This is a genomic window from Pseudomonas sp. EL_65y_Pfl2_R96 (genome assembly GCF_963970905.1).
In the GTDB taxonomy this organism is placed as follows: domain Bacteria; phylum Pseudomonadota; class Gammaproteobacteria; order Pseudomonadales; family Pseudomonadaceae; genus Aquipseudomonas.
The window spans coordinates 58,057-82,053 of record NZ_CAXAQH010000003.1 but is presented as its reverse complement, the minus strand read 5'-3'; the positions used below and the strand labels follow the sequence as shown (position 1 = coordinate 82,053).

Annotated in this window: 21 protein-coding genes; 4 read left to right on the top strand and 17 right to left on the bottom strand. The window is 60.9% G+C overall.

Annotated elements, in window-relative coordinates; genetic code table 11:
• Positions 1 to 235: 235 nt before the first annotated feature.
• The 3 genes from tsaB to ppc form a co-directional block, all read right to left on the bottom strand.
• Positions 236 to 910, bottom strand: a complete 675-nt coding sequence (gene tsaB, locus AACY49_RS04865; RefSeq protein WP_339522003.1) for a tRNA (adenosine(37)-N6)-threonylcarbamoyltransferase complex dimerization subunit type 1 TsaB — start codon at positions 908 to 910, stop codon at positions 236 to 238.
• Positions 911 to 1,003: 93 nt separating this feature from the next.
• On the bottom strand, positions 1,004 to 1,651 hold the full coding sequence (gene adk / locus AACY49_RS04860; protein ID WP_258699250.1) for an adenylate kinase: 648 nt from the start codon (positions 1,649 to 1,651) through the stop codon (positions 1,004 to 1,006).
• A gap of 288 nt (positions 1,652 to 1,939) precedes the next feature.
• Entirely contained in the window at positions 1,940 to 4,570 is a 2,631-nt protein-coding gene (ppc, locus tag AACY49_RS04855) for a phosphoenolpyruvate carboxylase (protein WP_339522002.1), read from the bottom strand.
• A 217-nt stretch (positions 4,571 to 4,787) separates the two neighbouring features.
• Here ppc and AACY49_RS04850 point away from each other — a divergent pair, with 217 nt between their 5' ends.
• The 3 genes from AACY49_RS04850 (at position 4,788) to AACY49_RS04840 (ending at position 6,755) form a co-directional block, all read left to right on the top strand.
• Positions 4,788 to 5,132: a pilin assembly protein gene (locus tag AACY49_RS04850; protein WP_339522000.1), complete on the top strand. Its 345-nt coding sequence runs from the start codon at positions 4,788 to 4,790 to the stop codon at positions 5,130 to 5,132.
• 364 nt (positions 5,133 to 5,496) lie between these two features.
• A complete protein-coding gene (locus AACY49_RS04845) occupies positions 5,497 to 5,910 on the top strand; it encodes a DUF4398 domain-containing protein (RefSeq protein WP_258699247.1) in 414 nt (137 codons plus the stop codon).
• Between the two features lie 56 nt (positions 5,911 to 5,966).
• Positions 5,967 to 6,755, top strand: a complete 789-nt coding sequence (locus AACY49_RS04840) for an OmpA family protein (protein WP_320393406.1) — start codon at positions 5,967 to 5,969, stop codon at positions 6,753 to 6,755.
• A gap of 72 nt (positions 6,756 to 6,827) precedes the next feature.
• On the opposite strand, the gene AACY49_RS04835 is transcribed toward AACY49_RS04840, so the two are convergent.
• The 14 genes from AACY49_RS04835 to AACY49_RS04770 all read right to left on the bottom strand — a co-directional run bounded on the left by AACY49_RS04835 (position 6,828) and on the right by AACY49_RS04770 (position 22,285).
• On the bottom strand, positions 6,828 to 7,157 hold the full coding sequence (locus tag AACY49_RS04835; protein ID WP_223486535.1) for a hypothetical protein: 330 nt from the start codon (positions 7,155 to 7,157) through the stop codon (positions 6,828 to 6,830).
• The gene (locus AACY49_RS04830) at positions 7,154 to 8,068 is read right to left on the bottom strand and encodes an alpha/beta hydrolase (RefSeq protein WP_258699245.1); all 915 of its coding nucleotides are present in this window, start codon (positions 8,066 to 8,068) and stop codon (positions 7,154 to 7,156) included. The genes AACY49_RS04835 and AACY49_RS04830 overlap by 4 nt, the downstream gene beginning before the upstream one ends.
• Before the next feature lie 150 nt (positions 8,069 to 8,218).
• The gene (locus AACY49_RS04825; RefSeq protein ID WP_258700668.1) at positions 8,219 to 9,469 is read right to left on the bottom strand and encodes a flavohemoglobin expression-modulating QEGLA motif protein; all 1,251 of its coding nucleotides are present in this window, start codon (positions 9,467 to 9,469) and stop codon (positions 8,219 to 8,221) included.
• A gap of 62 nt (positions 9,470 to 9,531) precedes the next feature.
• Positions 9,532 to 10,086: a hypothetical protein gene (locus AACY49_RS04820; protein WP_339521999.1), complete on the bottom strand. Its 555-nt coding sequence runs from the start codon at positions 10,084 to 10,086 to the stop codon at positions 9,532 to 9,534.
• A 161-nt stretch (positions 10,087 to 10,247) separates the two neighbouring features.
• Positions 10,248 to 10,964 carry a TetR/AcrR family transcriptional regulator gene (locus AACY49_RS04815; RefSeq protein WP_258699243.1) on the bottom strand — a complete coding sequence of 239 codons (717 nt, stop codon included), beginning with the start codon at positions 10,962 to 10,964 and terminating at the stop codon, positions 10,248 to 10,250.
• A gap of 103 nt (positions 10,965 to 11,067) precedes the next feature.
• On the bottom strand, positions 11,068 to 12,570 hold the full coding sequence (lysS, locus tag AACY49_RS04810) for a lysine--tRNA ligase (protein WP_339521998.1): 1,503 nt from the start codon (positions 12,568 to 12,570) through the stop codon (positions 11,068 to 11,070).
• 109 nt (positions 12,571 to 12,679) lie between these two features.
• Positions 12,680 to 13,775, bottom strand: a protein-coding gene (gene prfB / locus AACY49_RS04805; protein WP_258699241.1) for a peptide chain release factor 2 whose coding sequence is annotated in 2 segments (ribosomal slippage) — positions 12,680 to 13,702 and positions 13,704 to 13,775 — 1,095 coding nt in all. Because the reading frame shifts where the segments join, the coding sequence is not laid out codon by codon here.
• Between the two features lie 106 nt (positions 13,776 to 13,881).
• Positions 13,882 to 14,883: a response regulator gene (locus AACY49_RS04800; protein WP_258699240.1), complete on the bottom strand. Its 1,002-nt coding sequence runs from the start codon at positions 14,881 to 14,883 to the stop codon at positions 13,882 to 13,884.
• A gap of 48 nt (positions 14,884 to 14,931) precedes the next feature.
• Positions 14,932 to 15,942 carry a chemotaxis response regulator protein-glutamate methylesterase gene (locus AACY49_RS04795; RefSeq protein ID WP_258699239.1) on the bottom strand — a complete coding sequence of 337 codons (1,011 nt, stop codon included), beginning with the start codon at positions 15,940 to 15,942 and terminating at the stop codon, positions 14,932 to 14,934.
• Positions 15,939 to 18,233, bottom strand: a complete 2,295-nt coding sequence (locus AACY49_RS04790) for a hybrid sensor histidine kinase/response regulator (protein WP_339521997.1) — start codon at positions 18,231 to 18,233, stop codon at positions 15,939 to 15,941. The genes AACY49_RS04795 and AACY49_RS04790 overlap by 4 nt, the downstream gene beginning before the upstream one ends.
• Positions 18,230 to 18,913, bottom strand: coding sequence for a chemotaxis protein CheW (locus tag AACY49_RS04785; protein WP_258699237.1), 684 nt, complete (start codon positions 18,911 to 18,913; stop codon positions 18,230 to 18,232). Before AACY49_RS04785 ends, AACY49_RS04790 begins: the two co-directional genes overlap by 4 nt.
• Positions 18,910 to 20,190 (bottom strand): CheR family methyltransferase, encoded by a 1,281-nt coding sequence (locus AACY49_RS04780; protein ID WP_320393398.1) that lies wholly within the window; start codon positions 20,188 to 20,190, stop codon positions 18,910 to 18,912. Before AACY49_RS04780 ends, AACY49_RS04785 begins: the two co-directional genes overlap by 4 nt.
• The gene (locus AACY49_RS04775) at positions 20,187 to 20,723 is read right to left on the bottom strand and encodes a chemotaxis protein CheW (protein ID WP_258699235.1); all 537 of its coding nucleotides are present in this window, start codon (positions 20,721 to 20,723) and stop codon (positions 20,187 to 20,189) included. The genes AACY49_RS04780 and AACY49_RS04775 overlap by 4 nt, the downstream gene beginning before the upstream one ends.
• Positions 20,723 to 22,285, bottom strand: coding sequence for a methyl-accepting chemotaxis protein (locus AACY49_RS04770; RefSeq protein WP_445262627.1), 1,563 nt, complete (start codon positions 22,283 to 22,285; stop codon positions 20,723 to 20,725). The genes AACY49_RS04775 and AACY49_RS04770 overlap by 1 nt, the downstream gene beginning before the upstream one ends.
• A 455-nt stretch (positions 22,286 to 22,740) precedes the next feature.
• Here AACY49_RS04770 and ydcS point away from each other — a divergent pair, with 455 nt between their 5' ends.
• The gene (gene ydcS / locus AACY49_RS04765; protein ID WP_339521988.1) at positions 22,741 to 23,892 is read left to right on the top strand and encodes a putative ABC transporter substrate-binding protein YdcS; all 1,152 of its coding nucleotides are present in this window, start codon (positions 22,741 to 22,743) and stop codon (positions 23,890 to 23,892) included.
• The last annotated feature ends 105 nt before the right edge of the window (positions 23,893 to 23,997 follow it).

Sequence of the window (23,997 nt, the reverse complement as noted above, 5' to 3'; positions counted from 1 at the left end):
GGTATCGATGATGGCAGCTTAGTGGCACATCACCCACTTCGCAAACTGCCGAGTGATAACTAGAACACATAAAAGACAAAAGGTTTAAAAGCGCAGGAGAGAAAATGACGATTGGCACTGGCTGGTAGACCGCCATCGCGGGCAAGCCCGCTCCCACAGGATCTCCGCAAACCCTGTGGGAGCGGCGGTGCGGCGATCCGACTTGTCCGCGATTGGACCCGCTCGGTCTTGGGAATTAACGCGCTTTGGGCGTCGCGACTTTATCGCGCAAATAAACCGGCTGAGCCTCATCGGCCACGATCGCCTCACCGCGCTCCCAGGCAAAACGCGCCAGGGTCAGCAGGTCTTCGGCGTGAGGCAGCATGCCCGCGTCCTGGCCGCTCAGGTTGACGGCAATGCGCTCGGCATATCCCCAACCGGTGCCCGCGCCGAACCACTCGCCGCTGGCATCGGCCGGCAGCGCGGCGACTTCCGGTGGCAGTACCGCTTCGTTGCCCACCAGCCGCATCTCCCCCGCCGTTTCGCGGTAGCACCCCCAATACACCTCATCCATGCGCGCATCGATGGCCGCCGCGACCTGGCTGACACCGTGTTCGCGATGAGCCCGCTGGGCGAGTACCGCCAGATTGGAGACCGGCAACACCGGACGATCCAGCGCAAACGCCAGCCCCTGCACCACGCCGATGGCGATCCGCACCCCAGTGAACGCGCCCGGCCCACGGCCGAACGCAATGGCATCGACCGCTTGCAGGGTGGTCCCGGCATCGGCCAGCAGTTGCTGGATCATCGGCAGCAGCTTTTGCGCATGCAGGCGCGGGATCACCTCGTAATGGCTCGTGACTTTGCCGTCATGCAGCAAGGCAACGGAGCAAGCTTCGGTCGCGGTGTCCAGGGCCAGCAAGGTGCTCATCGATGTTTCCGTAAGAAAGGTCAGAAAAAGTGCGCCAGTATAAACAACTACGGCCCGCAAGCGGGCCGTAGAAGATGAAGCCGATCAGACTTTTCAGCTCAGTGCTTCAAGCACCTTGCCGGTGATCGCTTCTACCGAGCCAACACCTTCGATGTGGCTGTACTTCGGCTTGCCTTGAGCGTTGGACAGCTCCTGGTAAAACTTCACCAGTGGCTCGGTCTGGGCGTGGTAGACCGAGAGGCGATGACGCACGGTTTCTTCGGTATCGTCTTTGCGCTGCACCAGCTCTTCACCGGTGCTGTCGTCTTTACCGGCAATTTTCGGCGGGTTGTAGACGATGTGGTACACGCGACCGCTAGCCTCGTGAACACGACGACCGGCGATACGCTGGACAATTTCTTCGTCTTTGACGTCGATTTCGACCACGTGATCCAGTTCGACACCGGCCTTCACCAGGGCTTCAGCCTGAGGAATGGTGCGCGGGAAACCGTCGAACAGGAAACCGTTGGCGCAATCGGCCTGGCTGATGCGTTCCTTGACCAGATTGATGATCAGGTCATCGGAAACCAGACCACCGCTGTCCATGACGCTCTTGGCGATCAGGCCCAGCTCGGTACCGGCTTTTACGGCAGCACGCAGCATGTCGCCGGTAGAGATTTGCGGAATGCCGAATTTCTCGGTGATGAACTTAGCCTGAGTACCTTTACCGGCCCCGGGAGCTCCCAGCAGAATGACGCGCATCGATGTGCTCCTCAATTTTTTATATAGATAACGTCAGATTCGCCTCGTGGGGCCAATCTCAAAAATAGGATCGCGACCGCCCAAACGGCCAAAGGCTGATCAAGATACACAGCAGACCCTGCCCACACAAGCCGCCGAAAGTCGGAGAAACCCGCGCCTGAGGAGCCCCTGCGAAAGGGTAACCCAAGTCGCAACCCCATCATTAACTGTCGCGTGACAGACCTTTTCGACCGCTCGCCCGCAGGCACTCGACGCTCGCGCCGGGTGCCTGTCCCCACGACGAAAACCTTAGCCGGTATTTCGCAAACCGGCGGCAATCCCCGCCACAGACACCAGCAACGCCTGTTCTACCGGGCTGCCCTGCGCCTCATCCTGCTGCCGCGAACGGGCCAACAGCTCGGCCTGCAATAGATGCAGCGGGTCGAGGTAGGTGTTGCGCAAGCGGATGAATTCTAGGGTGTCTGGGCTGTGTGCCAGTAGTTGCGACTGACCCGTCAGCCCCAGGACCACCGAGCAAGCCTGCGACAATAGGTCGCGTAAATGCGCACCCAAAGGAAGCAGATCCGGCTCGACCAGGCGCTCATCGTAAGACCGGGCAATATCGGCGTCGGCCTTGGCCAGCACCATTTCCAGCATATCGATGCGGGTACGGAAGAATGGCCATTGCTCGCGCATCTGCCCCAGCAACGCCCCTTCGCCGCGCTCCAGCGCCTTGCTCAGCGCCGCTTCCCAGCCAAGCCAGGCCGGCAGCATCAGGCGCGTCTGGGTCCAGCCGAAGATCCACGGAATCGCGCGCAGGCTTTCGATTCCGCCGGCGCGGCGCTTGGCCGGGCGGCTGCCCAACGGCAAACGCCCCAACTCCTGCTCTGGGGTGGACTGGCGGAAATACTCGACGAACTGCGGGTTCTCCCGCACCACGGCACGGTAAGCCTTGACGCCATCGGCGGCCAATTCGTCCATCAAATGCCGCCAGGCAGGCTCAGGAGGTGGTGGCGGCAGCAAGGTCGCCTCCAGCACCGCCGCCAGGTACAGATTGAGGTTCTGCTCGGCGATGTCCGGCAGGCCGAATTTGAAACGAATCATTTCCCCCTGTTCGGTGGTGCGGAAGCGCCCCGCCACCGACCCCGGCGGCTGCGACAGAATCGCCGCGTGGGCCGGGCCACCGCCACGGCCCACGGTGCCGCCGCGACCGTGGAACAACAGCAGCTCCACTTGTTGCTCGCGGCAGATGTCGACCAGCCGCTCCTGGGCCCGATACTGCGCCCAGGCCGCCGCGGTAGTGCCGGCGTCCTTGGCCGAGTCGGAATAGCCGATCATCACCTCTTGTGGCCCTTGCAGGCGCGAGCGATAGCCCGGCAGCAGCAAGAGTTTCTCGATCACCGGGCCCGCGTTATCGAGGTCGGCAAGGGTTTCGAACAGCGGCACCACGCGCATCGGCCGCAATACACCGGATTCTTTGAGCAGCAATTGCACGGCCAGCACGTCGGAAGCGGCACCGGCCATGGAAATCACATACGAGCCAAGGGAAGCCCCCGGTGCCGCGGAGATTTCCCGGCACGTCGCCAACACTTCGGCGGTGTCGGCAGACGGTTTGAAGTACGCCGGCAGCAACGGCCGACGATTGTTCAGTTCGCGCATCAGGAAGGCGATGCGCTCTTCCTCGCTCCAGTCCTCATAACGGCCCAGGCCAAGGTAATCGGTGATTTCGGTCATGGCCGCCGTGTGGCGCGAGGAGTCCTGGCGCACATCGAGGCGCACCAGAAACAGCCCGAACGTCACCGCGCGGCGCAGGCAATCGAGCAACGGGCCATCGGCGATGACGCCCATACCGCATTCATGCAGCGAGTGGTAGCACAGCTCCAGCGGGTCCAACAGGTCGCGGTTGTTTTGCAGCACATCGGCGGATGCCGGCGTGGTTGCCGTCAGGGAGGCGTGGGCCCAGTTACGGGTCGCCCGCAGGCGTTCACGCAACTGTTTGAGCACCGCGCGGTAAGGCTCGGCGCTGTCACCAGCCTTGGCTTTCAAGGCGTCGCTGGCCTGCTGCATCGACAATTCGGCGGCGAGGTGATCGACGTCGCGCACATACAAATCGGCGGCCATCCAGCGCGCCAGCAGCAACACTTCGCGGGTCACGGCGGCGGTGACATTAGGGTTGCCGTCGCGGTCGCCGCCCATCCATGAGGCAAAGCGAATCGGCGCGGCCTCCAGTGGCAGGTGCAGGCCGGTGGCCGCATGCAGGGCCTGATCGGCCTTGCGCAAATAGTTGGGAATCGCCTGCCACAGCGAATGCTCAATCACCGCGAAGCCCCACTTGGCTTCGTCTACCGGCGTCGGCCGGGTGCGACGGATTTCTTCAGTATGCCAAGCTTCGGCGATCAGACGCTGCAATCTGGTTTTGATCTGCTCGCGCTCGGCGGTGGTCAGGTCACGGTGGTCCTGAGCGGCCAGTTGCGCGGCGATCGCGTCGTACTTCTGGATCAGTGTGCGACGCGCCACTTCGGTGGGGTGCGCGGTCAATACCAGTTCGATTTCCAGGCGCCCCAATTGCCGGGCCAGGGATTCGGGGGCATGCCCCGCAGCCAGCAGGCGAGCGAGCAGTTCCGGCAACACCCGGGCTTCGAACGGCGCGGGCTGCGACTCTTCGCGGCGGTGAATCAGCTGATATTGCTCGGCGATATTGGCCAGGTTGAGGAACTGGTTGAACGCCCGCGCCACCGGCAGCAACTCGCCTTCGCTCAACTGGTTGAGGCTGGCGCTGAGTTCGGCGTCCATCGAGCCGCGACGGTCGGCCTTGGCGCCTTTGCGGATCTGCTCGATCTTGTCGAGAAAGCCGTCCCCGTACTGTTCACGAATGGTGTTGCCCAACAGCTCACCCAACAGGTGAACGTCCTCGCGCAAGCGTGCATCAATATCGGTCATCAGCAGTTCTCCAGCGAAAATCCGGGCGGCTATGCTTTATTAGAGGCTCTGACATAGAGAGTGCCGTCGTAAAGCGGTTCTTACAAGCAGACGAAGGGACTTCAAACACAAGGCGTTGCAGTTAGTCTCAATAATAATGAGCCGTACAACGGCTTGCCGCCGGCCACCGCCGGACACTCACCCGGCCTGCCACGAGCAGGTGCGCAATGAGGTCACTATGAAAATCCGCGAGCTCGCCAAGCACTGGGAAGAAAACGCCAAGGGTCGTTTGACCGACACTGGCTACACGATTCATCTGGACGTAGAAGCGGCCGCACGGCTGGCGGCGATTATCGAGATGTACCCCAAAAGGCACCCCGAAGAACTGCTCGGCGAGTTGATCGGCGCCGCCCTGGAAGAGCTCGAAGCGAGCTTTCCGTATGTGAAAGGGTCAACGGTGGTCGCCACCGATGAAGAAGGCGATCCGCTGTACGAAGACGTCGGCCCGACCCCGCGTTTTCTCGCCTTGTCCCGTCGTCATTTGCACGATTTGTCGAGCGAAAACGACAAGCAAAAACACTAGAACCTGTGGGAGCGAGCCCGCTCGCGAAAGCGCTGGATCAGCCATCCTCAATGCTGGATTTACTGACGCTTTCGCGAGCAGGCTCGCTCCCACAGTTTGATTGCATCCCTCCTTCAAAACGGCGTATTCCCGGGGTCATGAGACGGTCGGGTATACCGCTGCACATCACTAAAGTTCCCGTTTTAGAGCCCTGGCCACTCGGTCAACCTTTTTTCGGGCGACAGGCCATCTTCTCTGAACTTTTAAAAAACACCTGGGGTCAACCCAGTAACCATGCCTGGGACGGCCGTTTCAAAGTGCGCTGGAAATTGAAGGCTGCGGCTCCTTGTCCAGGATGGATTCAGATGTTTTCAGGAGTTATCCAATGGAGTTGAAGACCATGAAGACCAGCACCCCACCCTCCTCGTTCACCCACTTGCGCGGTCTCAAACTGGCTGCCCTGGCCATCGGCGGCAGCTTCGTTCTGGCCGGTTGCGCCGGTAATCCGCCGACCGAGCAATACGCCGTGACCCAATCGGCCGTGAACAGCGCCGTCAGCGCTGGCGGTACCGAATTCGCCGCAGTGGAAATGAAGGCCGCGCAGGACAAGCTCAAACAAGCCGAAATCGCCATGCACGACAAAAAGTATGACGAGGCCAGAATGTTGGCCGAACAGGCCGAGTGGGACGCCCGTGTGGCGGAACGCAAGGCCCAGGCGATGAAAGCCGAACAAGCTGTGAAGGACTCCCAGAAAGGTGTTCAGGAACTGCGTCAGGAAAGTCAGCGCACCGTGCAGTAAGCGCGCATCCCGATTTCCAGACCTGACACGCTTATCGATAAAAAGGACGAACCATTATGCGCAAACAACTGATGATCCCCGCCCTCCTGGCCGCAAGTGTTGCACTGGCTGCCTGCTCCACACCGCCTAACACAAACCTGGAGCAAGCCCGCACCAACTACGCTGGCCTGCAAGCCAACCCGCAAGCCAGCAAAGTCGCGGCGCTGGAAACCAAAGATGCCAGCGAATACCTGGACAAGGCCGACAAGGCTTACCAGGACAGGGAAGACCAGGCCAAGGTCGACCAACTGGCTTATCTGACCAATCAGCGTGTTGAAGTGGCCAAGCAGACCATCGCCCTGCGCACCGCTGAAAACAACCTGAAAAACGCCGCGGCACAACGGGCCCAGGCTCGTCTGGATGCCCGCGACCAGCAGATCAAACAGCTGCAAGACAGCCTGAATGCCAAACAGACCGATCGCGGCACGCTGGTGACGTTTGGTGATGTGCTGTTCGCCACCGACAAGGCGGACCTGAAGTCCAACGGACTGGTGAATATCAACAAACTGGCGCAGTTCCTTCAGGAAAACCCGGACCGTAAAGTGATTGTCGAAGGCTATACCGACAGCACTGGTTCGACTTCTTACAACCAGTCGCTGTCCGAGCGTCGTGCGACCTCGGTGCAAGTGGCCCTGATCAAGATGGGTGTCGACCCTGCGCGCATCGTGGTCCAGGGTTACGGCAAGGAATACCCGGTCGCGGAGAACGCCAGCGTCTCGGGCCGTGCGATGAACCGTCGGGTGGAAGTGACCATCTCCAATGACAACCAGCCTGTCGTCCCGCGCTCGGCGATCAGCTCTAACTAAGAACCTGCGATAACGTAAAAGCCCCGCCTGAGTTGATCAGGCGGGGCTTTTTTATGCCGTCCTACGGAATGGTTACGGCTGCAGTTTCTGCGGCGTTTCCTGGCCCATGCAGCGCACGGCTTTTTTCTTGTTGTTGACCAATACGCCGGTCAGGCCTTTCTGCTCGGTGTCGAACATCACCAGCACGCCATCGATGCACTGGGCCACTTGCGGGGCCGGTTCCAGGGAGACCTTGTAGTCTTCGCCTGGCACGGTCTTGAGCATGGTGAAGTCGCTGAGCAGTAGCGCATCCTCGGGTTTGGCGAAGTGCAGGTAGCCGTACCACCACAGGGCCCCGACGGTGCCGAGGATGCTGCAAATACCGGTGATGATCAGCGGGATGGCGTTACGTTCTTCACTCATTGCGGACTCTCTGGTGGTTCATCTTCTGAATACGGGGGTGCCGGGTAATTGGGGATCTCACCCAGGCGGCGCAAGCCGTTGAAATGCTGTGGGTCTTCAAGGTAGCGCAGCATGACTTTTCGCCAGACCGGGTCGGCGAAGGTCTGCACATGACCGCCCCGGGTCAGTTGCAGCACTCGCGGCGGCGGCGCAGCTTGATACAGACGGATGCCGTTGGAAAGGGGCACCAGTTGATCATCGATACTGTGATAGATCAGTTTCGGTACGCCGTTGAGCTGCGTCATGGAATGGATCGCGCTGTCGCCGTCCGGCACCAACCAGGACAACGGCACCTGAAACGGCCAGGTCATCCAGGATGTGCTCAGGGCAAAACGCCCGACATCACGGTAGCTGGCAGGCACGCCATCGAGCACGAACGCCTTGAGTTGCCGCTGGCGCTCGGGATGCTGGGCCAGGTAATGCACGGCCATTGAACCGCCAAGGCTCTGACCGAGAAGGATCAACGGCTTGCCCTTGACCTCCGGCGCCCGGTCGAGCCATGTGAAGGCGGCGTCGATGTCCTGATAAATCGCCGGCAACGCCGGTTTACCTTCAGACAAACCGTACCCGCGATAGTCCACCAGCAACACTTGATAGCCCTGCTCCGGCAACCACCAGCTCGCGCCCAGGTGCCACGCCAGGTTGCCGCCGTTGCCATGCAGATGCAGCACCGTGCCTTTGACCTCGACACCTTTTTTCGCCGGCAGCCACCAGCCATGCAGCTTGAGGCCATCGGCGCTGGTCAGGGTGACATCGCGAAATTCGAGTTTGGCTTTTTCCGGGGTGAACGGCTGACCGGGCTCGGGGTAAAACAGCAATGAGCTGCAACCGCCGAGGGCCAGGAGCAGGCAAAAGATGCCGAGGATTCTCATCCGGTGAAGCCTCGCAAAAAATGGGGGATTGGAATACACCCCCCTGTGGGAGCGAGCCTGCTCGCGATGGCGGTGTGTCAGACAACATCGATGTTGAATGTTCAGCCGCTATCGCGAGCAGGCTCGCTCCCACAGGAGATTTCATCGTCGTTACAGGATATTGGAGTAATCCGCTTCGATCCGGTCCAGGCTCAGGTGGTTGAGGAAGTTGGAGAAGCACATCCACGCCGACAGCGCATTCATGTCGCGGAATTGGTCGGGCAGGTACTTGGGCGGCACCACCAGGCCTTCGTCCACCAATTGGCGTAAGGTCCGCATGTCTTCGAGCGTGGTCTTGCCGCAAAACAGCAGCGGTATCTGCTCCAGCTTGCCTTTACGCACGGCCAACTGAATGTAGTTGTAAACCATGATGAAGCCCTTGAGGTAGGACAAGTCTTTGGTAAATGGCAGACCGGTCGGCACCGAACCGCGGAAAACCCGACTGGCGTTGCCGTAACTTTCAGCCATTTCGAAGCCTTGCTCACGGAAGAACTCGAAGATCTGCAGGAAGTCAGCGCCCTCCTCCACCATATGAATGGCGCGGGTGCGGTTGGTGAGTTTGCGCAGGCGACTCGGGTAGGAGGCGAAGGTGATGATCTCCATCAGAATCGCCAGGCCTTCCTGGGTCACGGTGGACGACGGCGGGCCCTTGGACAGGAACGTACAGATCGGCTGATTCAGGCCGTTGAGCGTGGTGCCCACATGCACCAACCCTTCGTGGACTTCCAGCGCACGTACATCACGATCGTTGAACATCGCGTCGGCGCGGATCTTGATGTAGTCGGCGCCGGCCGCCGCATCGGCGACGATCCCGTCGGATTCGAATACCCGAATGGTTTCCTCGTTTTCGCCAAACACCTTGTTCAACCGATGTTGCAGCAGGTTGACGGCTTCCTTGGCGGTGAGGATTTTCGGTTCGTCCTTGAGGTCGCCACGGCCGTCGATGTTGTTCAGGTAGTCGGAGAGCATCAGCCCCAGGTCGGCCAGGGTCGGGTCGCCGGCGTGAAACGCATCGGACGCCGCGCCATACAACTCCTGGGAAATCAGCCCGAAATCCTCGGTGCCGCGCGCTTCGAGCATGCGCACCACCATCCGGTATTCCTTGCACATGCGGCGCATGATCTGGCCGACCGGGTTGAACTGGCCGAGCTGGCGGGTGATGTCGCGCTCGATGTTCTGGAATTCCAGCTTCACTTTGCTGGAGTCGAACGACAGCGGTCGATTGAGGTAGTAATCGCGGTCCACGGCCGGCATTTCCTTGCCCTTGCCTTTGAGGAACCCCTTGCGAATGCTGTCATCCCACTTGACCGCATCCAGAACGCGAATCGGCGTCTGCGCCAGCACTATGCGATCGGACAACATGCGTATCGTCTGCTGGTATTCGTCCACCCGAAACTCCTGTAGTAAACCGTTACGTGCTGGGTTTATTTGGTTTTGGCCAGGCGCTGATAGCGCACCGCTTCGACGAAGACATCGGAATTGGCCGGGTCGTCGAGGTAGGCAAACACCTGATCCATGCTGTTGTTGACCAACATCCCGTCGCCGTCGTCGGTCTGGAAGCCTTCGCCGCTGAGGGCTTCTTGCCCCATGGCCTGCTTGATCTGCTCGAGGTCGAGGTTGTAGACCACCAGTTCGTGCTTTTCGTTGAGTTCGAACCCGGCGATGGTGAAGTGCCCGCCGAACTGCGCCGGCACCTTCGCCGACAGGTACCAGCGATTGCCATGGCGCGACACCGTGAAGGGATAGGCTTCACGCTCATGGGGTTTGGCCTTGAAGTAGCTGACCGCCTGATAGTGGTTGTCACCGATGCGCGTCAGTTCCAGGTTCATCGGCTCGCCCCAGGCGTTGGTGCTGGTCCATTCACCGAGCAGCCCTTTGGGCGCGGGCTCGCTGGTGGGCAATGGCTCCTTGAAGGTCACCAGGCAGCCACTGAGCAGCAGGAACGACAAGGCGATCACAACGACACGCCAGGCTTTCATTCAACACTCCCTATGAACACAACACCAACCTCAAGTGAAAGCCGGCCCCTGTGGGAGCGAGCCTGCTCGCGATGGCGGTGTGTCAGGCAACAGAGATGTTGAATGTCAGACCGTCATCGCGAGCAGGCTCGCTCCCACAGGGGTTAGCCTCCACTCAGGGGTTACACCGACGCCAGTACCAAATGCATGTAGCGGTTGAGGATGCCGAGCATTTCCTCTTCGGCAACAGGCTCGGCGTCGTTGAGCAGGCCCTGATATTCCATCCGTCCGATAATCGCCGTCAACACTTTGGCATCCTGTTGTGGCTCACGGGAACCCAATACTTCGAAAAGTTGGCAGGTGCCCTGCAGCAGAATTTGCTGATGGGAGCGCACCAATAACGCCAGACGCGGGTTGAGCAGCGCTTCCTGGCGGAAGGCTTGCTCGGCCATCAAGTGCTCGCGGCGATTGATCAATTGCCGATGAACATAGTCAGCCATCAGCCGCGCGATATCGTCCGCCAGTTGTGAGCGGGACTCGGGGGTGCCATCGCCGCTGACAACCATCTCGCGCAACAGGCCTTCGTTGCTGGCCCACAACCGGGCCATGAACGCCGCGCTGCGTTCCACGTATTGCGCGAAGGTATCGGTGAGCAGGTCATCGATGTCTTTGAAATAGTACGTGGTGGCCGACAGCGGCACACAGGCCTCGGCGGCCACCGCACGGTGGCGCACGGCCCGCACGCCATCGCGCACGACAATGCGCATCGCCGCGTCGAGAATGTCCTGTCGACGCTGTTCGCTGCCCTGTCGGCTGGCCTTGCGGCCCTGGTACTGAACACTTTCAGCGACCGCAGTGGCGATATCCGCTGCACCTTCTTGAGCCATTGCACGATTCACGACAGGTATTCCTCTCTAAACGTCAAAAGTAACCAATTGATACGTTTGTACCAGACAGGCAATAAAAAGCCGCCTGTTATAGGCGGCTTTTTAATTGAAACACTTACGCTTGCGGCCGCATGTGCGGGAACAGGATCACGTCGCGGATCGACGGTGAGTTGGTCAGCAACATCACCAGACGGTCGATGCCGATCCCTTCACCAGCGGTCGGCGGCATGCCGTACTCCAGCGCGCGAACGAAGTCGGCGTCGTAGTGCATGGCTTCGTCGTCGCCAGCGTCCTTGTCGGCCACCTGCGCCATGAAACGCTCGGCCTGATCTTCCGCATCGTTCAACTCGGAGTAGGCGTTGGCGATTTCACGGCCGCCGATGAACAGTTCGAAACGGTCGGTGACGCTCGGGTTCTCGTCGTTACGACGGGCCAGCGGCGACACTTCGAACGGGTACTGGGTGATGAAGTGCGGCTGCTCCAGCTTGTGCTCGACCAGTTCTTCGAAAATCATCACCTGCAGTTTGCCCAGACCTTCAAAGCCGAGCACCTTGGCGCCGGCCTTCTTGGCGATGGCGCGGGCCTTGTCGATGTCCTGCAGGTCGGCAGCGGTCAGCTCCGGGTTGTACTTGAGAATCGAGTCGAACACCGACAGACGCACGAACGGCTCGCCGAAGTGGAACACCTTGTCGCCGTAAGGCACGTCGGTGCTGCCCAGAACCAGCTGAGCCAATTCGCGGAACAGCTCTTCGGTCAGGTCCATGTTGTCTTCGTAGTCGGCGTAAGCCTGGTAGAACTCCAACATGGTGAATTCAGGGTTGTGACGGGTCGAAACGCCTTCGTTACGGAAGTTGCGGTTGATCTCGAACACCTTTTCAAACCCACCAACAACAAGCCGCTTGAGGTACAGCTCAGGCGCAATGCGCAAGAACATTTCCATGTCCAGCGCGTTGTGATGCGTCTCGAACGGCTTGGCCGCCGCGCCGCCTGGAATGGTTTGCAGCATCGGTGTTTCCACTTCCAGGAAGTCACGCTTCATCAGGAAGCTGCGGATGTGCGCAATCACTTGCGAACGCACGCGGAAGGTCTGGCGCACATCTTCGTTGACGATCAGGTCAACGTAACGCTGACGGTAGCGCTGTTCGGTGTCGGTCAGGCCGTGGTGCTTGTCCGGCAGCGGGCGCAGCGACTTGGTCAGCAGGCGCACGCTGGTCATTTCGACGTACAGGTCGCCTTTGCCGGAACGCGCCAGGGTGCCTTCGGCTGCAATGATGTCGCCCATGTCCCAGGTTTTCACCGCGGCCAGGGTTTCTTCGGACAGGGTTTTACGGTTGACGTAAACCTGAATCCGCCCGGTCATGTCCTGAATCACCATGAACGAGCCACGGTTGAGCATGATGCGACCCGCCACCTTGACCGGAATCGCAGCCTCTGCCAGCTCTTCCTTGGTCTTGTCCGCGTACTGTTTCTGCAAATCTTCGCAGTAATTGTCGCGGCGGAAGTCGTTGGGGAAGGCATTGCCCTTGGCGCGCTCGGCAGCAAGCTTTTCCTTGCGCAGGGCGATCAGGGAGTTTTCTTCCTGTTGCAGGGCTTGCGGGTCGAGTTGTAGGTCGCTCATGTCTTTAAATATTCCATCAGGTTCGTTGTCCCCAGCCTTCGGCTGGGGATCGCGGGCAAGCCCGCTCCCACAGGATCGCGGTGAATCAGGCGATCCTTTGTTGCATGTCTTACAAGCCTTGTTTCAGGCTCGCCACCAGGTATTCGTCGATGTCGCCGTCGAGCACCTTGTCACAGTCGCTGCGTTCGATGTTGGTGCGCAGATCCTTGATCCGCGAGGCATCGAGCACATACGAACGGATCTGGTGACCCCAGCCGATGTCCGACTTGGTGTCTTCCAGGGCCTGGGAAGCAGCGTTGCGTTTCTGCACTTCCTGCTCGTACAAGCGCGCCCGCAACATTTTCATCGCGGTGTCTTTGTTGGCGTGCTGGGAGCGTTCGTTCTGGCAGCTGACCACGGTATTGGTCGGTACGTGGGTAATCCGTACGGCCGAGTCGGTGGTGTTTACGTGCTGACCACCGGCACCGGAGGAGCGGTAGGTGTCGATGCGCAGGTCCGACGGGTTGATGTCGATTTCGATGTTGTCATCGATTTCCGGCGACACGAACACGGCCGAGAACGAGGTGTGACGACGGTTGCCGGAGTCGAACGGGCTCTTGCGCACCAGACGGTGCACGCCGATTTCGGTGCGCAGCCAGCCAAAGGCGTATTCGCCCTTGATGTGCACGGTAGCGCCCTTGATACCAGCGACTTCACCGGCCGACAGTTCCATGATGGTCGCGTCGAAACCGCGTTTATCCGCCCAGCGCAGGTACATGCGCAGCAGGATGTTGGCCCAGTCCTGAGCCTCGGTACCGCCGGAGCCGGCCTGGATGTCCAGGTAGGCGTTGTTCGGGTCCATCTCGCCGCTGAACATGCGACGGAACTCGAGCTTCTCGAGGGCTTCGCGCAGGCGCTCCACTTCAAGGGCTACGTCGTCGACGGCGGCCTGGTCTTCTTCCTCGGCAGACATCAACAGCAGGTCTTTGGCATCGGCCAGACCGCTGGACATTTCATCGAGGGTTTCTACGATCTGAGCCAGCAGCGAACGCTCGCGACCCAGGTTCTGAGCGTACTCAGGGTTACTCCAGACACTCGGATCTTCAAGCTCGCGATTGACTTCAGTCAGACGCTCATGCTTTTGATCGTAGTCAAAGATACCCCCGAATAGTTTCGGAGCGCTCGGACAGGTCCTTGATACTGTTAAGGATCGGGTTGATTTCCATGGCGGGCAGCACTCGTTGGCGAACTTTTGAAAGCCGGCGAGTATACCGTAATCAGGCTGTCAAGGCAGCCCGCCTGGCGGCTTTAGCGGCGAATGAACCTGATGGTTCATTCGATCCCCACCTGATTGCGCCCATTGTTCTTCGCCAGGTACAGCCCCTTGTCCGCCGCCGAGATCAATTGCCGGCAGTCGCTGCCCGGCTGCGGGATCATGGTCGACAGGCCGATGCTGATGGTCAGGCTCGAACCTTCGGTCGGGAAAGTGTGCGGGATCTTCAACCCGGCCACGGTCTGGCGCAGTTTTTCCGCCACCAGCCGCGCACCGCCCGGCGAAGTGTTGGGCAGGACCAGAACGAACTCTTCGCCGCCGTAACGGGCCGGCAGGTCCGATGGCCTGGCGCTGGCATCGCGAATCGCCGTGGCGACTTTGCGCAGGGCTTCATCGCCTTCGAGGTGGCCAAAACTGTCGTTGTAGGACTTGAAGTAATCGACATCGATCATCAGCAACGACAATTGCGTCTGATCACGCAGCGAACGCCGCCACTCCAGCTCCAGGTATTCATCGAAATGCCGGCGGTTCGACAGCCCGGTCAGGCCGTCGGAGTTCATCAAGCGTTGCAGCACCAGGTTGGTGTCGAGCAACTGCTGCTGGCTGACCCGCAACGCGCGGTACGCCGCGTCACGTTGCAGCAGGGTCATGTAGGAGCGCGAGTGATAACGGATGCGCGCCACCAGTTCGATATTATCCGGCAGTTTGACCAGGTAATCGTTGGCGCCTGCGGCGAACGCCGCGCTCTTGATCAGCGGGTCTTCCTTGGTCGACAGGACAATGATCGGAATGTCCTTGGTCGCCGGGTGATTGCGGTATTCGCGCACCAGGCTCAGGCCGTCGAGGCCGGGCATGACCAGGTCCTGAAGGATCACCGTCGGCTTGATGCGGACCGCCTGGGCGATGGCCTGGTGCGGGTCGGCGCAGAAATGGAAGTCGATGTTTTCTTCGTTCGACAGACCACGCCGCACCGCCTCGCCGATCATCGCCTGATCGTCCACCAACAGCACCATGGCGGCGTTTTCGTCGGTTTTGAAATCGTCGAGCTGTAAATCATTCATGTGCGGTCACCTGAGTACTGCCTGGGCCACGATTGCTGCTAATGATAGTCATTTTTGGAAAATCTCCAGCAATCGTGGCGCTATCTTGTCCAGTGGGCGAACTTCCACGGCCGCGTCGATGGCCGCGGCCGCCTTCGGCATGCCGTACACCGCACTGCTTTGCTGGTCCTGAGCAATGGTCAGGTAGCCCTGTTGGCGCATGAGTTTAAGCCCCTGGGCGCCGTCGCGCCCCATACCGGTCAGCAGAACGCCCACGGCGTCACCGCTCCAGTAACTGGCCACACTCTCGAAAAACACATCGATCGAAGGCCGATAGATTTCGTTGACCGGTTCGGCGGTGTAGGCCAACGTGCCGTTTTTCAGCAGGCGAATATGGTGATTGGTACCGGCCAGCAGGACCGTGCCGCTTTGCGGCGGCTCGCCTTCCTGGGCCAGGCGCACGTCCAGGCCGCTGGCGCTGGCAAGCCATTCGGCCATACCGGCGGCGAACACCTGATCCACATGCTGGACCAGCACAATGGCCGCCGGAAAATCTCGGGGCAGGCCCTTGAGCAGCACTTCCAGCGCCGCCGGTCCGCCGGCGGATGAACCGATGGCCACCAGGCGCTGGCGCGAGGCCGAGTTGCGGTGCGGGCTCGGTGCCGATCGCACCCGATTGCTGTGGTCACCGATCAGCCAGCCAATGTTGATGATCTTGCGCAGCAGCGGTGCGGCGGCTTCCTGAGCATTGCCGGCCCCGATCGCCGGGGTATCCACCACATCCAGCGCGCCATAGCCCATGGCTTCGAACACCCGGTGCACGTTTTGCTGGCGGTCGACGGTGACAATGACAATCGCGCACGGGGTTTCGGCCATGATCCGCCGGGTCGCTTCCACGCCGTCCATCAATGGCATGATCAAATCCATCAGGATCAGATCCGGGGTGTATTCGGCGCAACGTTGCACTGCCTCGGCGCCGTTGCCGGCGACCCAGACCACCTCGTGCGCCGGCTCGAACGCCAGCGCGCGGCGCAAGGCCTCTACCGCCATGGGCATGTCATTGACGATAGCGATTTTCATGCCCGCGCCCCTCCAATGAGCTCAACCACGGCATCCAGCAACGCGTCATCATGAAAACTGGCCTTGGCTAGATAATAGTCGGCGCCGGCGTCCAGTCCACGGCGACGGTCTTCTTCGCGGTCCTTGTAGGACACCACCATTACCGGCAGCGATTGCAGGCGATTGTCACGGCGCAATAAAGACACCAGCTCGATGCCGTCCATGCGCGGCATGTCGATGTCGGTGATCAGCAGATCGAAATCCTCCGAACGCAAGGCATTCCAGCCATCCATACCGTCCACCGCCACAGCGACGTCGTAGCCGCGATTGAGCAGCAATTTACGCTGCAACTCACGAACGGTCAGCGAATCGTCTACCACCAGAATCCGTTTACGCGCCGCTTCGACGGCCTGATCGGGGTGCCGGGCAATGCGCTCCAGACGCCCGGTATTGAGTAGTTTGTCCACCGAGCGCAGCATGTCTTCGACGTCGACGATCAGCACCACCGAGCCATCGTCGAGCAAGGCCCCGGCGGAAATGTCCTGCACCTTGCCCAGGCGCTCGTCCAGCGGCAGCACCACCAGCGTTCGCTCGCCAATAAACCGCTCGACCGCCACCCCATAGATCGCCTCGCGCTCGCGGATGACCACCACTTTTAGGGTCTGCGCGCTGCTCTGGCTCGCCGGGCGCTGCAACAGCTGACTGGCGGCGACCAACCCGACATGCCGGCCTTCGTACCAGAAGTGCTGCCGGCCTTCGACCTGCACGATGTCTTCCGGCTCCAGGTCGCACATGCGCTCGATATGCGCCAGCGGGAAGGCATACGCCTCGTCACCGACTTCCACCACCAGACTGCGCACCACCGACAGCGTCAGCGGCACTTCCAGATGAAAGCGACTGCCCGCCCCCGCCGTTTGCGCCAGCACCACGGCGCCGCGCAACTGACGGACCATGTGCTGAACCGCATCGAGCCCGACGCCGCGCCCGGACACTTCGGTGACCGCATCGCGCAGGCTGAACCCCGGCAGAAACAGAAACGTCAGCAGCTCTTCTTCGCTCAGTTGGGCGGCCGTCTCGGCTGGGGATAACTGCCGCTCGACAATAGTGCGGCGGACCTTTTCCAGGTCGACGCCATTGCCGTCATCGCTCAGTTCCAGCACCAGCAGACCGGCCTGATGCGACACTCGCAAACGGATCAGGCCCTCTTCCGGCTTGCCCGCCAAGAGCCGTTGTTCCGGGGTTTCGATGCCGTGATCCACCGCATTGCGCAGCAGGTGCGTCAGCGGCGCTTCGAGTTTTTCCAGTACGTCGCGGTCGACTTGAGTCTTTTCGCCCTCGATCTCCAGCCGTACCTGTTTGCCAAGGTTGCGGCCGAGATCGCGGACCATGCGCACTTGCCCGCTCAGCACGTCGGCGAACGGCCGCATGCGACAGGCCAGCGCGGTGTCATACAACACCTGTGCGCGCTGGCTGGCGTGCCAGGCGAACTCGTCCAGCTCAGCGTTTTTTTCCACCAGCAATTGCTGGGATTCAGCCAGCAATCGACGGGCATCGCCCAAGGCTTCCTGAGCTTCGAGGCTCAAGGCATGGTCCTTGAGATGGACGTTGAGGCTTTCCAGCGCCCGCAGGCCATTGCTCTGCATGCGTTTAAGGCGCTGCATGGTGGCCAGGTGCGGCTTGAGCCGCTGGGTTTCCACCAGGGACTTACTCGACAGGTCGAGCAGGCTGTTCAAGCGCTCGGCGGTGACGCGCAATACGCGTTCGCCACTGTCAGTGGTGCGTCTAGTCTGGGGCGCAGGCTCGGCGGGCGCTGCCGGGGGTGCTTCGACGGGTGCTTGGGCGGCAGGAACGGGCGGCTCGACCCTGGGTGTCGGCGGTTCGAGCTGAGGTTCTGCCATCGGCGGCGCGATGGGGACAGCCGCCATGTGTTCAAGCAGCCGTCCCATCAAGACGACGTAAGCTTCGATATCCGCAGGCGCTGGAGCGTTGCCCGGCGTCGCAATCCGCGTCAGCAGATCGGTGCCTTGTAACAGCGCATCAATGTGTTCGGGCCGCAGGTACAGGCGTCCTTCCTGGGCGCTGACCAGGTAATCTTCCATCACATGGGCAACGCTGACCCCGGCATCGACGCCGACAATCCGCGCCGCGCCCTTGAGCGAATGGGCCGCGCGCATGCACGATTCAAGATAATCGGCCTGGGTCGGATCGCGTTCAAGCGCCAAAAGACCTGCGCTCAGCACCAGGGTCTGGGCCTCGGCTTCCAGGCTGAACAGTTCCAGCAAAGAGGCGTCACGCATTTGCTCGGGGGTCATGTGAGGCTCCGGGTCACGGCGGACAGCAGCTGTTCTTCATCCAGCCAACGCAGGCTGCGACCTTTGAATTGCAAGACGCCACGGGTGTATTTGGCGCTGGACTGAGTACCGGACTGAGACGCGGCATCGAGAATGCGCTCGTCGATGGCATGAATCCCGTCCACCTCGTCCACCGGCACCACCACCGGCCCGCCATGGGCGGCGATGATCAGCATCCGTGGCATCACCCGCGCGCCGGACACCACACCACTGGTGCCGTCGAGCCCCAGCAGCTCCACCAGCGACAGGCACGCCACCAAGGAACCGCGCACATTCGCCACGCCGAGCAACGCCCGGGAGCGCTGATGCGGCAAGGAGTGAATCGCCTGCAGCGGCGCCACTTCGACCAGGCTGCGGGTGGCCAGGCCCAACCATTCTTCGCCGAGACGAAACATCAGCAGCGAGCGGGTTTTCACATCGTTCTCGACCACCGTCGAGACTTGCCCACGGTCGTCCTGCTGCAAGGCGTAGCGGTCGAGCAAGCGTGTGGCGGCAGCTGAATACACTGCGCAGTTACGGCAATGAATGTGCTCGCTCAGCAGCGGGCAGGTCCTGTCGCCATGGATACCGATGCGGTTCCAGCAGTCGTCGATGGCTTGGGCATCTTCATGGGTGACGCTCAAAATGTCGGAGACGTTCATCGTTTACGCTCACTGTCAGCGGCGCGCTCGCTGCGGGCAGCGCGGGCCTGCAATCGTCTGGCACCGGCCGTGTCGCCCTGGGACTGCAGCAAGGTGGCCAGGTGCATCAACGCATCGGGGTGTTGCGGCTCGAGGTACAACGCCTTGCGATAAAACCCCTGGGCCTCCAGGGCGCTGCCCGCGACATCGCTGAGCAGCCCCAGCCAATAGAACACCTGGGCCACCGGCTCGTGACTGCGTAAATAGCTTTCGCACGCGGCACGGGCCTCGGCGCTTTTGCCTTCGTTGGCCAGCGCGGCGATGTTCGCCAGCAGCGTGGCAGAGTCCGAAGGGATAGCTTTCGAAGGGGTGGCATTGGGAGCTTGAGGCATCGGCACGACCGTCGCGAAAGGCCGACTGCGCACCGGCGGCGGTGTCACGCTGCGCACCGGTTGTTGCACCGGCAGCGGCATCGGCTCGAAGGTCGCAAGTGGTTCGGGCGTACTTTGACGACTGAAGGCAAACGACTGCGGGATACCGATCGAGCGCATGCCGAAACGGCCCAGCAGACTGCCCTCCGCCGGGCCGATAAACAGCACGCCATCGACGTGGGTCAGGCGTTTGAGCACTTCGAATACCTGCTGCTGGGTCGGCTGATCGAAATAGATCAGCAAATTGCGACAGAACACGAAGTCATAGGGTGGCTCGTTGACCAGCAACGTCGGATCGAGCAGATTGCCGACCTGCAAACGCACCTGTTCAAGCACGCGCCCGCTGAGGCGATAGTTGTCGTTTTCAGCCGTGAAATGGCGCTCGCGAAACTCGATGTCCTGGCCCCGAAACGAATTCTTGCCGTACAGCGCGAGCCTGGCCTTTTCCACCGACAGCGGGCTGACATCCATGCCGTCAACCTTGAACTGGTGTGGTGCCAGGCCGGCATCTAGCAATGCCATGGCGATCGAGTACGGCTCTTCGCCGGTGGAGCACGGCAGGCTGAGTATCCGCAAGGCGCGCATGTTATTGATCGCCGTCAGCCGCTTGGCCGCCAGCTTCGCCAGCGTGGCGAAGGATTCCGGGTAACGGAAAAACCAGGTCTCGGGAACGATCACCGCTTCGATCAGTGCCTGTTGTTCGTCCCGCGAGCCCAGCAAGGTGTGCCAGTACTCATCGGCCGTCAGCGCCCGAGCCGCCGTGCAGCGCTGGCGCACCGCGCGTTCGATGATCGCCGGGCCGACCGAGCCCACATCGAGGCCAATACGCTCCTTGAGGAAATCAAAAAACCTTTGATCGCTGCTCATCCCTGCTCCTCAAACTGCGCCAGATCCAGCGGCGGCGAGGGAAACAATAAGGCTCGAACCTGTTCGTCCAGCAAATCGGCAACCCGTACCCATTGCAGCAAACCCTGGGCATCTTCACGCACCGGGCCCAGGTACGGCGCCTGGCGATTGTCCAGGCCATAAGGCTGAAAGTCCGCCGGGTTGCAACGCAACGTGTCGGTGGCCTGTTCCAGAATCAGCCCGAGCAACTGCGCAGGCGTCGCCTCATCCGGCCGATAGTGCACCAGCACCAGCCGCGTGCTGGTGCGGACCTGGGCCGCTTGGCCGAACGTCAGGGCGCTGAGGTCGATCACCGGCACCACCGCGCCGCGATAGGCGAACACTCCCGCCACCCAGTCCGGCGCCCGGGGAATGGGTTTCAACGGCAGCTGTGGCAACACTTCGGCCACCTCGATGGCCTGCAAGGCGTAACGCTCGTCGCCGATGTGGAACACCAAAAACAACGACTGCTTCGCCGGCATCGCCGCGCCGCGTTTGACCGCGAGCTCGCTCATCAGACTTTGAATCGCGAGACGCCGCCACGCAGCCCCACGGCCACCTGGCTCAGTTCATCGATGGCGAAACTGGCCTGACGCAGAGACTCGACGGTCTGGCTGCTGGCATCGCCCAACTGCACCAGCGCGTGGTTGATCTGCTCGGCACCGGTGGCCTGGGCCTGCATGCCTTCGTTGACCATCAACACCCTTGGTGCGAGCGCCTGCACCTGATGAATGATCTGCGACAGCTGCTCACCGACCTGCTGCACCTCGGACATGCCACGGCGCACTTCCTCGGAGAACTTGTCCATGCCCATGACCCCGGCCGACACCGCCGACTGGATCTCACGCACCATCTGCTCGATGTCATAGGTGGCCACCGCGGTCTGGTCCGCCAGACGCCGCACTTCGGTGGCGACCACGGCAAACCCGCGACCATATTCGCCGGCCTTCTCGGCTTCGATCGCCGCGTTCAGGGACAACAGGTTGGTCTGGTCGGCGACTTTGACGATGGTCACCACTACCTGATTGATGTTGCCGGCCTTCTCGTTGAGGATCGCCAGTTTGGCGTTGACCAGATCCGCTGCGCCCATCACCGAGTGCATGGTGTCTTCCATGCGCGCCAGGCCCTGTTGGCCGGAGCCGGCCAGCACCGACGCCTGATCGGCGGCGGTGGAGACTTCGGTCATGGTCCGCACCAGATCCCGCGAGGTGGCGGCAATTTCACGGGAGGTCGCACCGATTTCGGTGGTGGTGGCCGCGGTTTCGGTCGCGGTGGCCTGTTGCTGCTTGGAGGTCGCGGCGATTTCCGTGACCGACGTGGTGACCTGCACCGAGGAGCGTTGGGCCTGGGACACCAGCGAGGTGAGTTCGGTCATCATGTCGTTGAAACCGGTTTGCACCGCGCCGAACTCGTCTTTGCGCGCCAGATCCAATCGCCCGCTCAAGTCGCCGCTGCGCATGACTTCCAGAACGCTCACGATCCGGCTCATTGGCGCCATGATCGCGCGCATCAACAGCCAGCCGCACAACCCGGCGACAAACATCGCGACCAGCAACGACAGGCCCATGCTGATCTTGGCGGCGGTCACCGCATCGCTGATGGTCTGAGCCGCTTGCTCAGCCTGCTCACGATTTTGTTCGATGATGTTGTTCAAATGCTTGCGGCCGTCGAGCCACGCCGGCGTCAGCTCTTGATCGAGCAACACCCGCGCCCCTTCGTAGTCTTTGCGTTGATAGAGGCCCAGGACTTTCGCCAATACCTGGTTGAAGGTTTGATGATTAGCCTCGAACTCGTCGAAAGAAGCCTGGTCGGCAGGATCGGTGATGAGCTTCTGATAATTCTGAATTTCCTCACGCAGATGCTGTTCGAAACCTGCGTACTTCGCCTGGTCCTCGGCGGTCATTTCCCGATGCTGGGAGAGGCCGACGAGCTGCTGGGTCACGACATAACTGTCGACCCAGCCACCGCGGATCATGGAGCTGTAATAAACGCCCGGAACCGCGTCGGTGTGGACCTTTTCTGTGTTGGCGTCGATCTTGATCAGCCGAGAAAAAGACACCACGACCATCAACAGCATGATCGCGATAATCACCGCAAAGCTCACCAAAATGCGTTGGCGCAACGTCCAGTTCTTCACAGTCAGTCCTCGGTGCGGATCAAATTTCGGGGGAGTATAGCCGAGGGCCTGTGGGAGCTGTGATGCACAGACTGTGTGTTCACTGCAGATCTACTGTGGGATCGGGCTGCCGAGGTCGCCGGATGCTTTGTTCTGGGCGCCTCTCGATGAGAGCGCTTCCAGATGTTGCTCACTTTTAGGCAAACGGGCGGGAACGCACCCTCTCAATCTATTTCATCAAATCCAGCCTTAGAGATTTGTCGACCGTGAGACCGCGCACTAGGCTGGATAAATCCACAAGACAGCCCGGCCTCAGTCAGCCTCTCACAAAGCGCACTAAGCTAATAACAAGCCACTCACGGCGCATCACCCCGTTCAACGCTGTCCCGATCCTAATTAAAGAAGAGGGAAACCCCATGTTCGTGCACAAGACCGCACTGCTCAGTGCAATCACCACAGCATTGCTGGCCAGCGCCAGCCTGCAGGCCGCCGAACCGCTGAAAGCCGTCGGTGCCGGCGAAGGTCAGCTGGATATCGTCGCCTGGCCCGGCTATATCGAACGGGGCGAAACCGACAAGGCCTACGACTGGGTCAGCGCTTTCGAGAAGGAAACCGGTTGCAAGGTCAACGTCAAGACCGCCGGCACATCCGATGAAATGGTCAGCCTGATGGCCAAGGGCGGTTACGACCTGGTGACCGCGTCCGGCGATGCCTCCTTGCGCCTGATCGCCGGCAAGCGTGTCCAGCCGATCAACACCGCACTGATCCCCAACTGGAAGAATCTCGATCCGCGCCTGAAGGATGCACCGTGGTACGTGGTCGACACGCAGACCTACGGCACCCCGTACCAATGGGGCCCGAATGTGCTCATGTACAACACCAACGTGTTCAAACAGCCGCCGACCAGCTGGGGCGTGATACTCGAAGAGCAGAAGCTGCCCGACGGCAAATCCAACAAGGGCCGCGTGCAGGCGTATGACGGCCCGATCTACATTGCGGACGCGGCGCTGTACCTGAAAACCGTCAAGCCGGAACTGGGCATCAAGGACCCTTACCTGCTCGACGAAAAACAGTACAAGGCCGTGCTCGATCTGCTGCGCAGTCAACAAAAGCTGATCCACCGCTACTGGCACGACACCACCGTGCAGATGAGTGACTTCAAGAACGAAGGCGTGGTGGCTTCCAGCTCCTGGCCGTATCAGGTCAACGGCCTGATGAACGAGAAACAGCCGATCGCCTCGACCATCCCCAAAGAAGGCGCAACCGGGTGGGCCGACACCACCATGTTGCATGCCGAAGCCAAACACCCGAACTGCGCTTACAAGTGGATGGACTGGTCGCTCACGCCGAAGGTCCAGGGCGATGTGTCCGCCTGGTTCGGTTCGCTGCCGGCGGTCCCGGCGGCGTGTAAAGCAAGCGAACTGCTGGGTGCCGAAGGTTGCAAGACCAATGGTTTCGACCAGTTCGACAAGATCGCTTTCTGGAAAACCCCACAGGCTGAAGGTGGCAAGTTTGTGCCTTATAGCCGCTGGACCCAGGATTACATCGCGATCATGGGCGGCCGTTAAGCCCTCTTCGCGAGCAAGCCCGCTCCCACATTTGATGGCATTCCCCTGTGGGAGCGGGCTTGCTCGCGAAGCTTTTAAAGATTTCAGTTTTCTGGAGCACCGCAC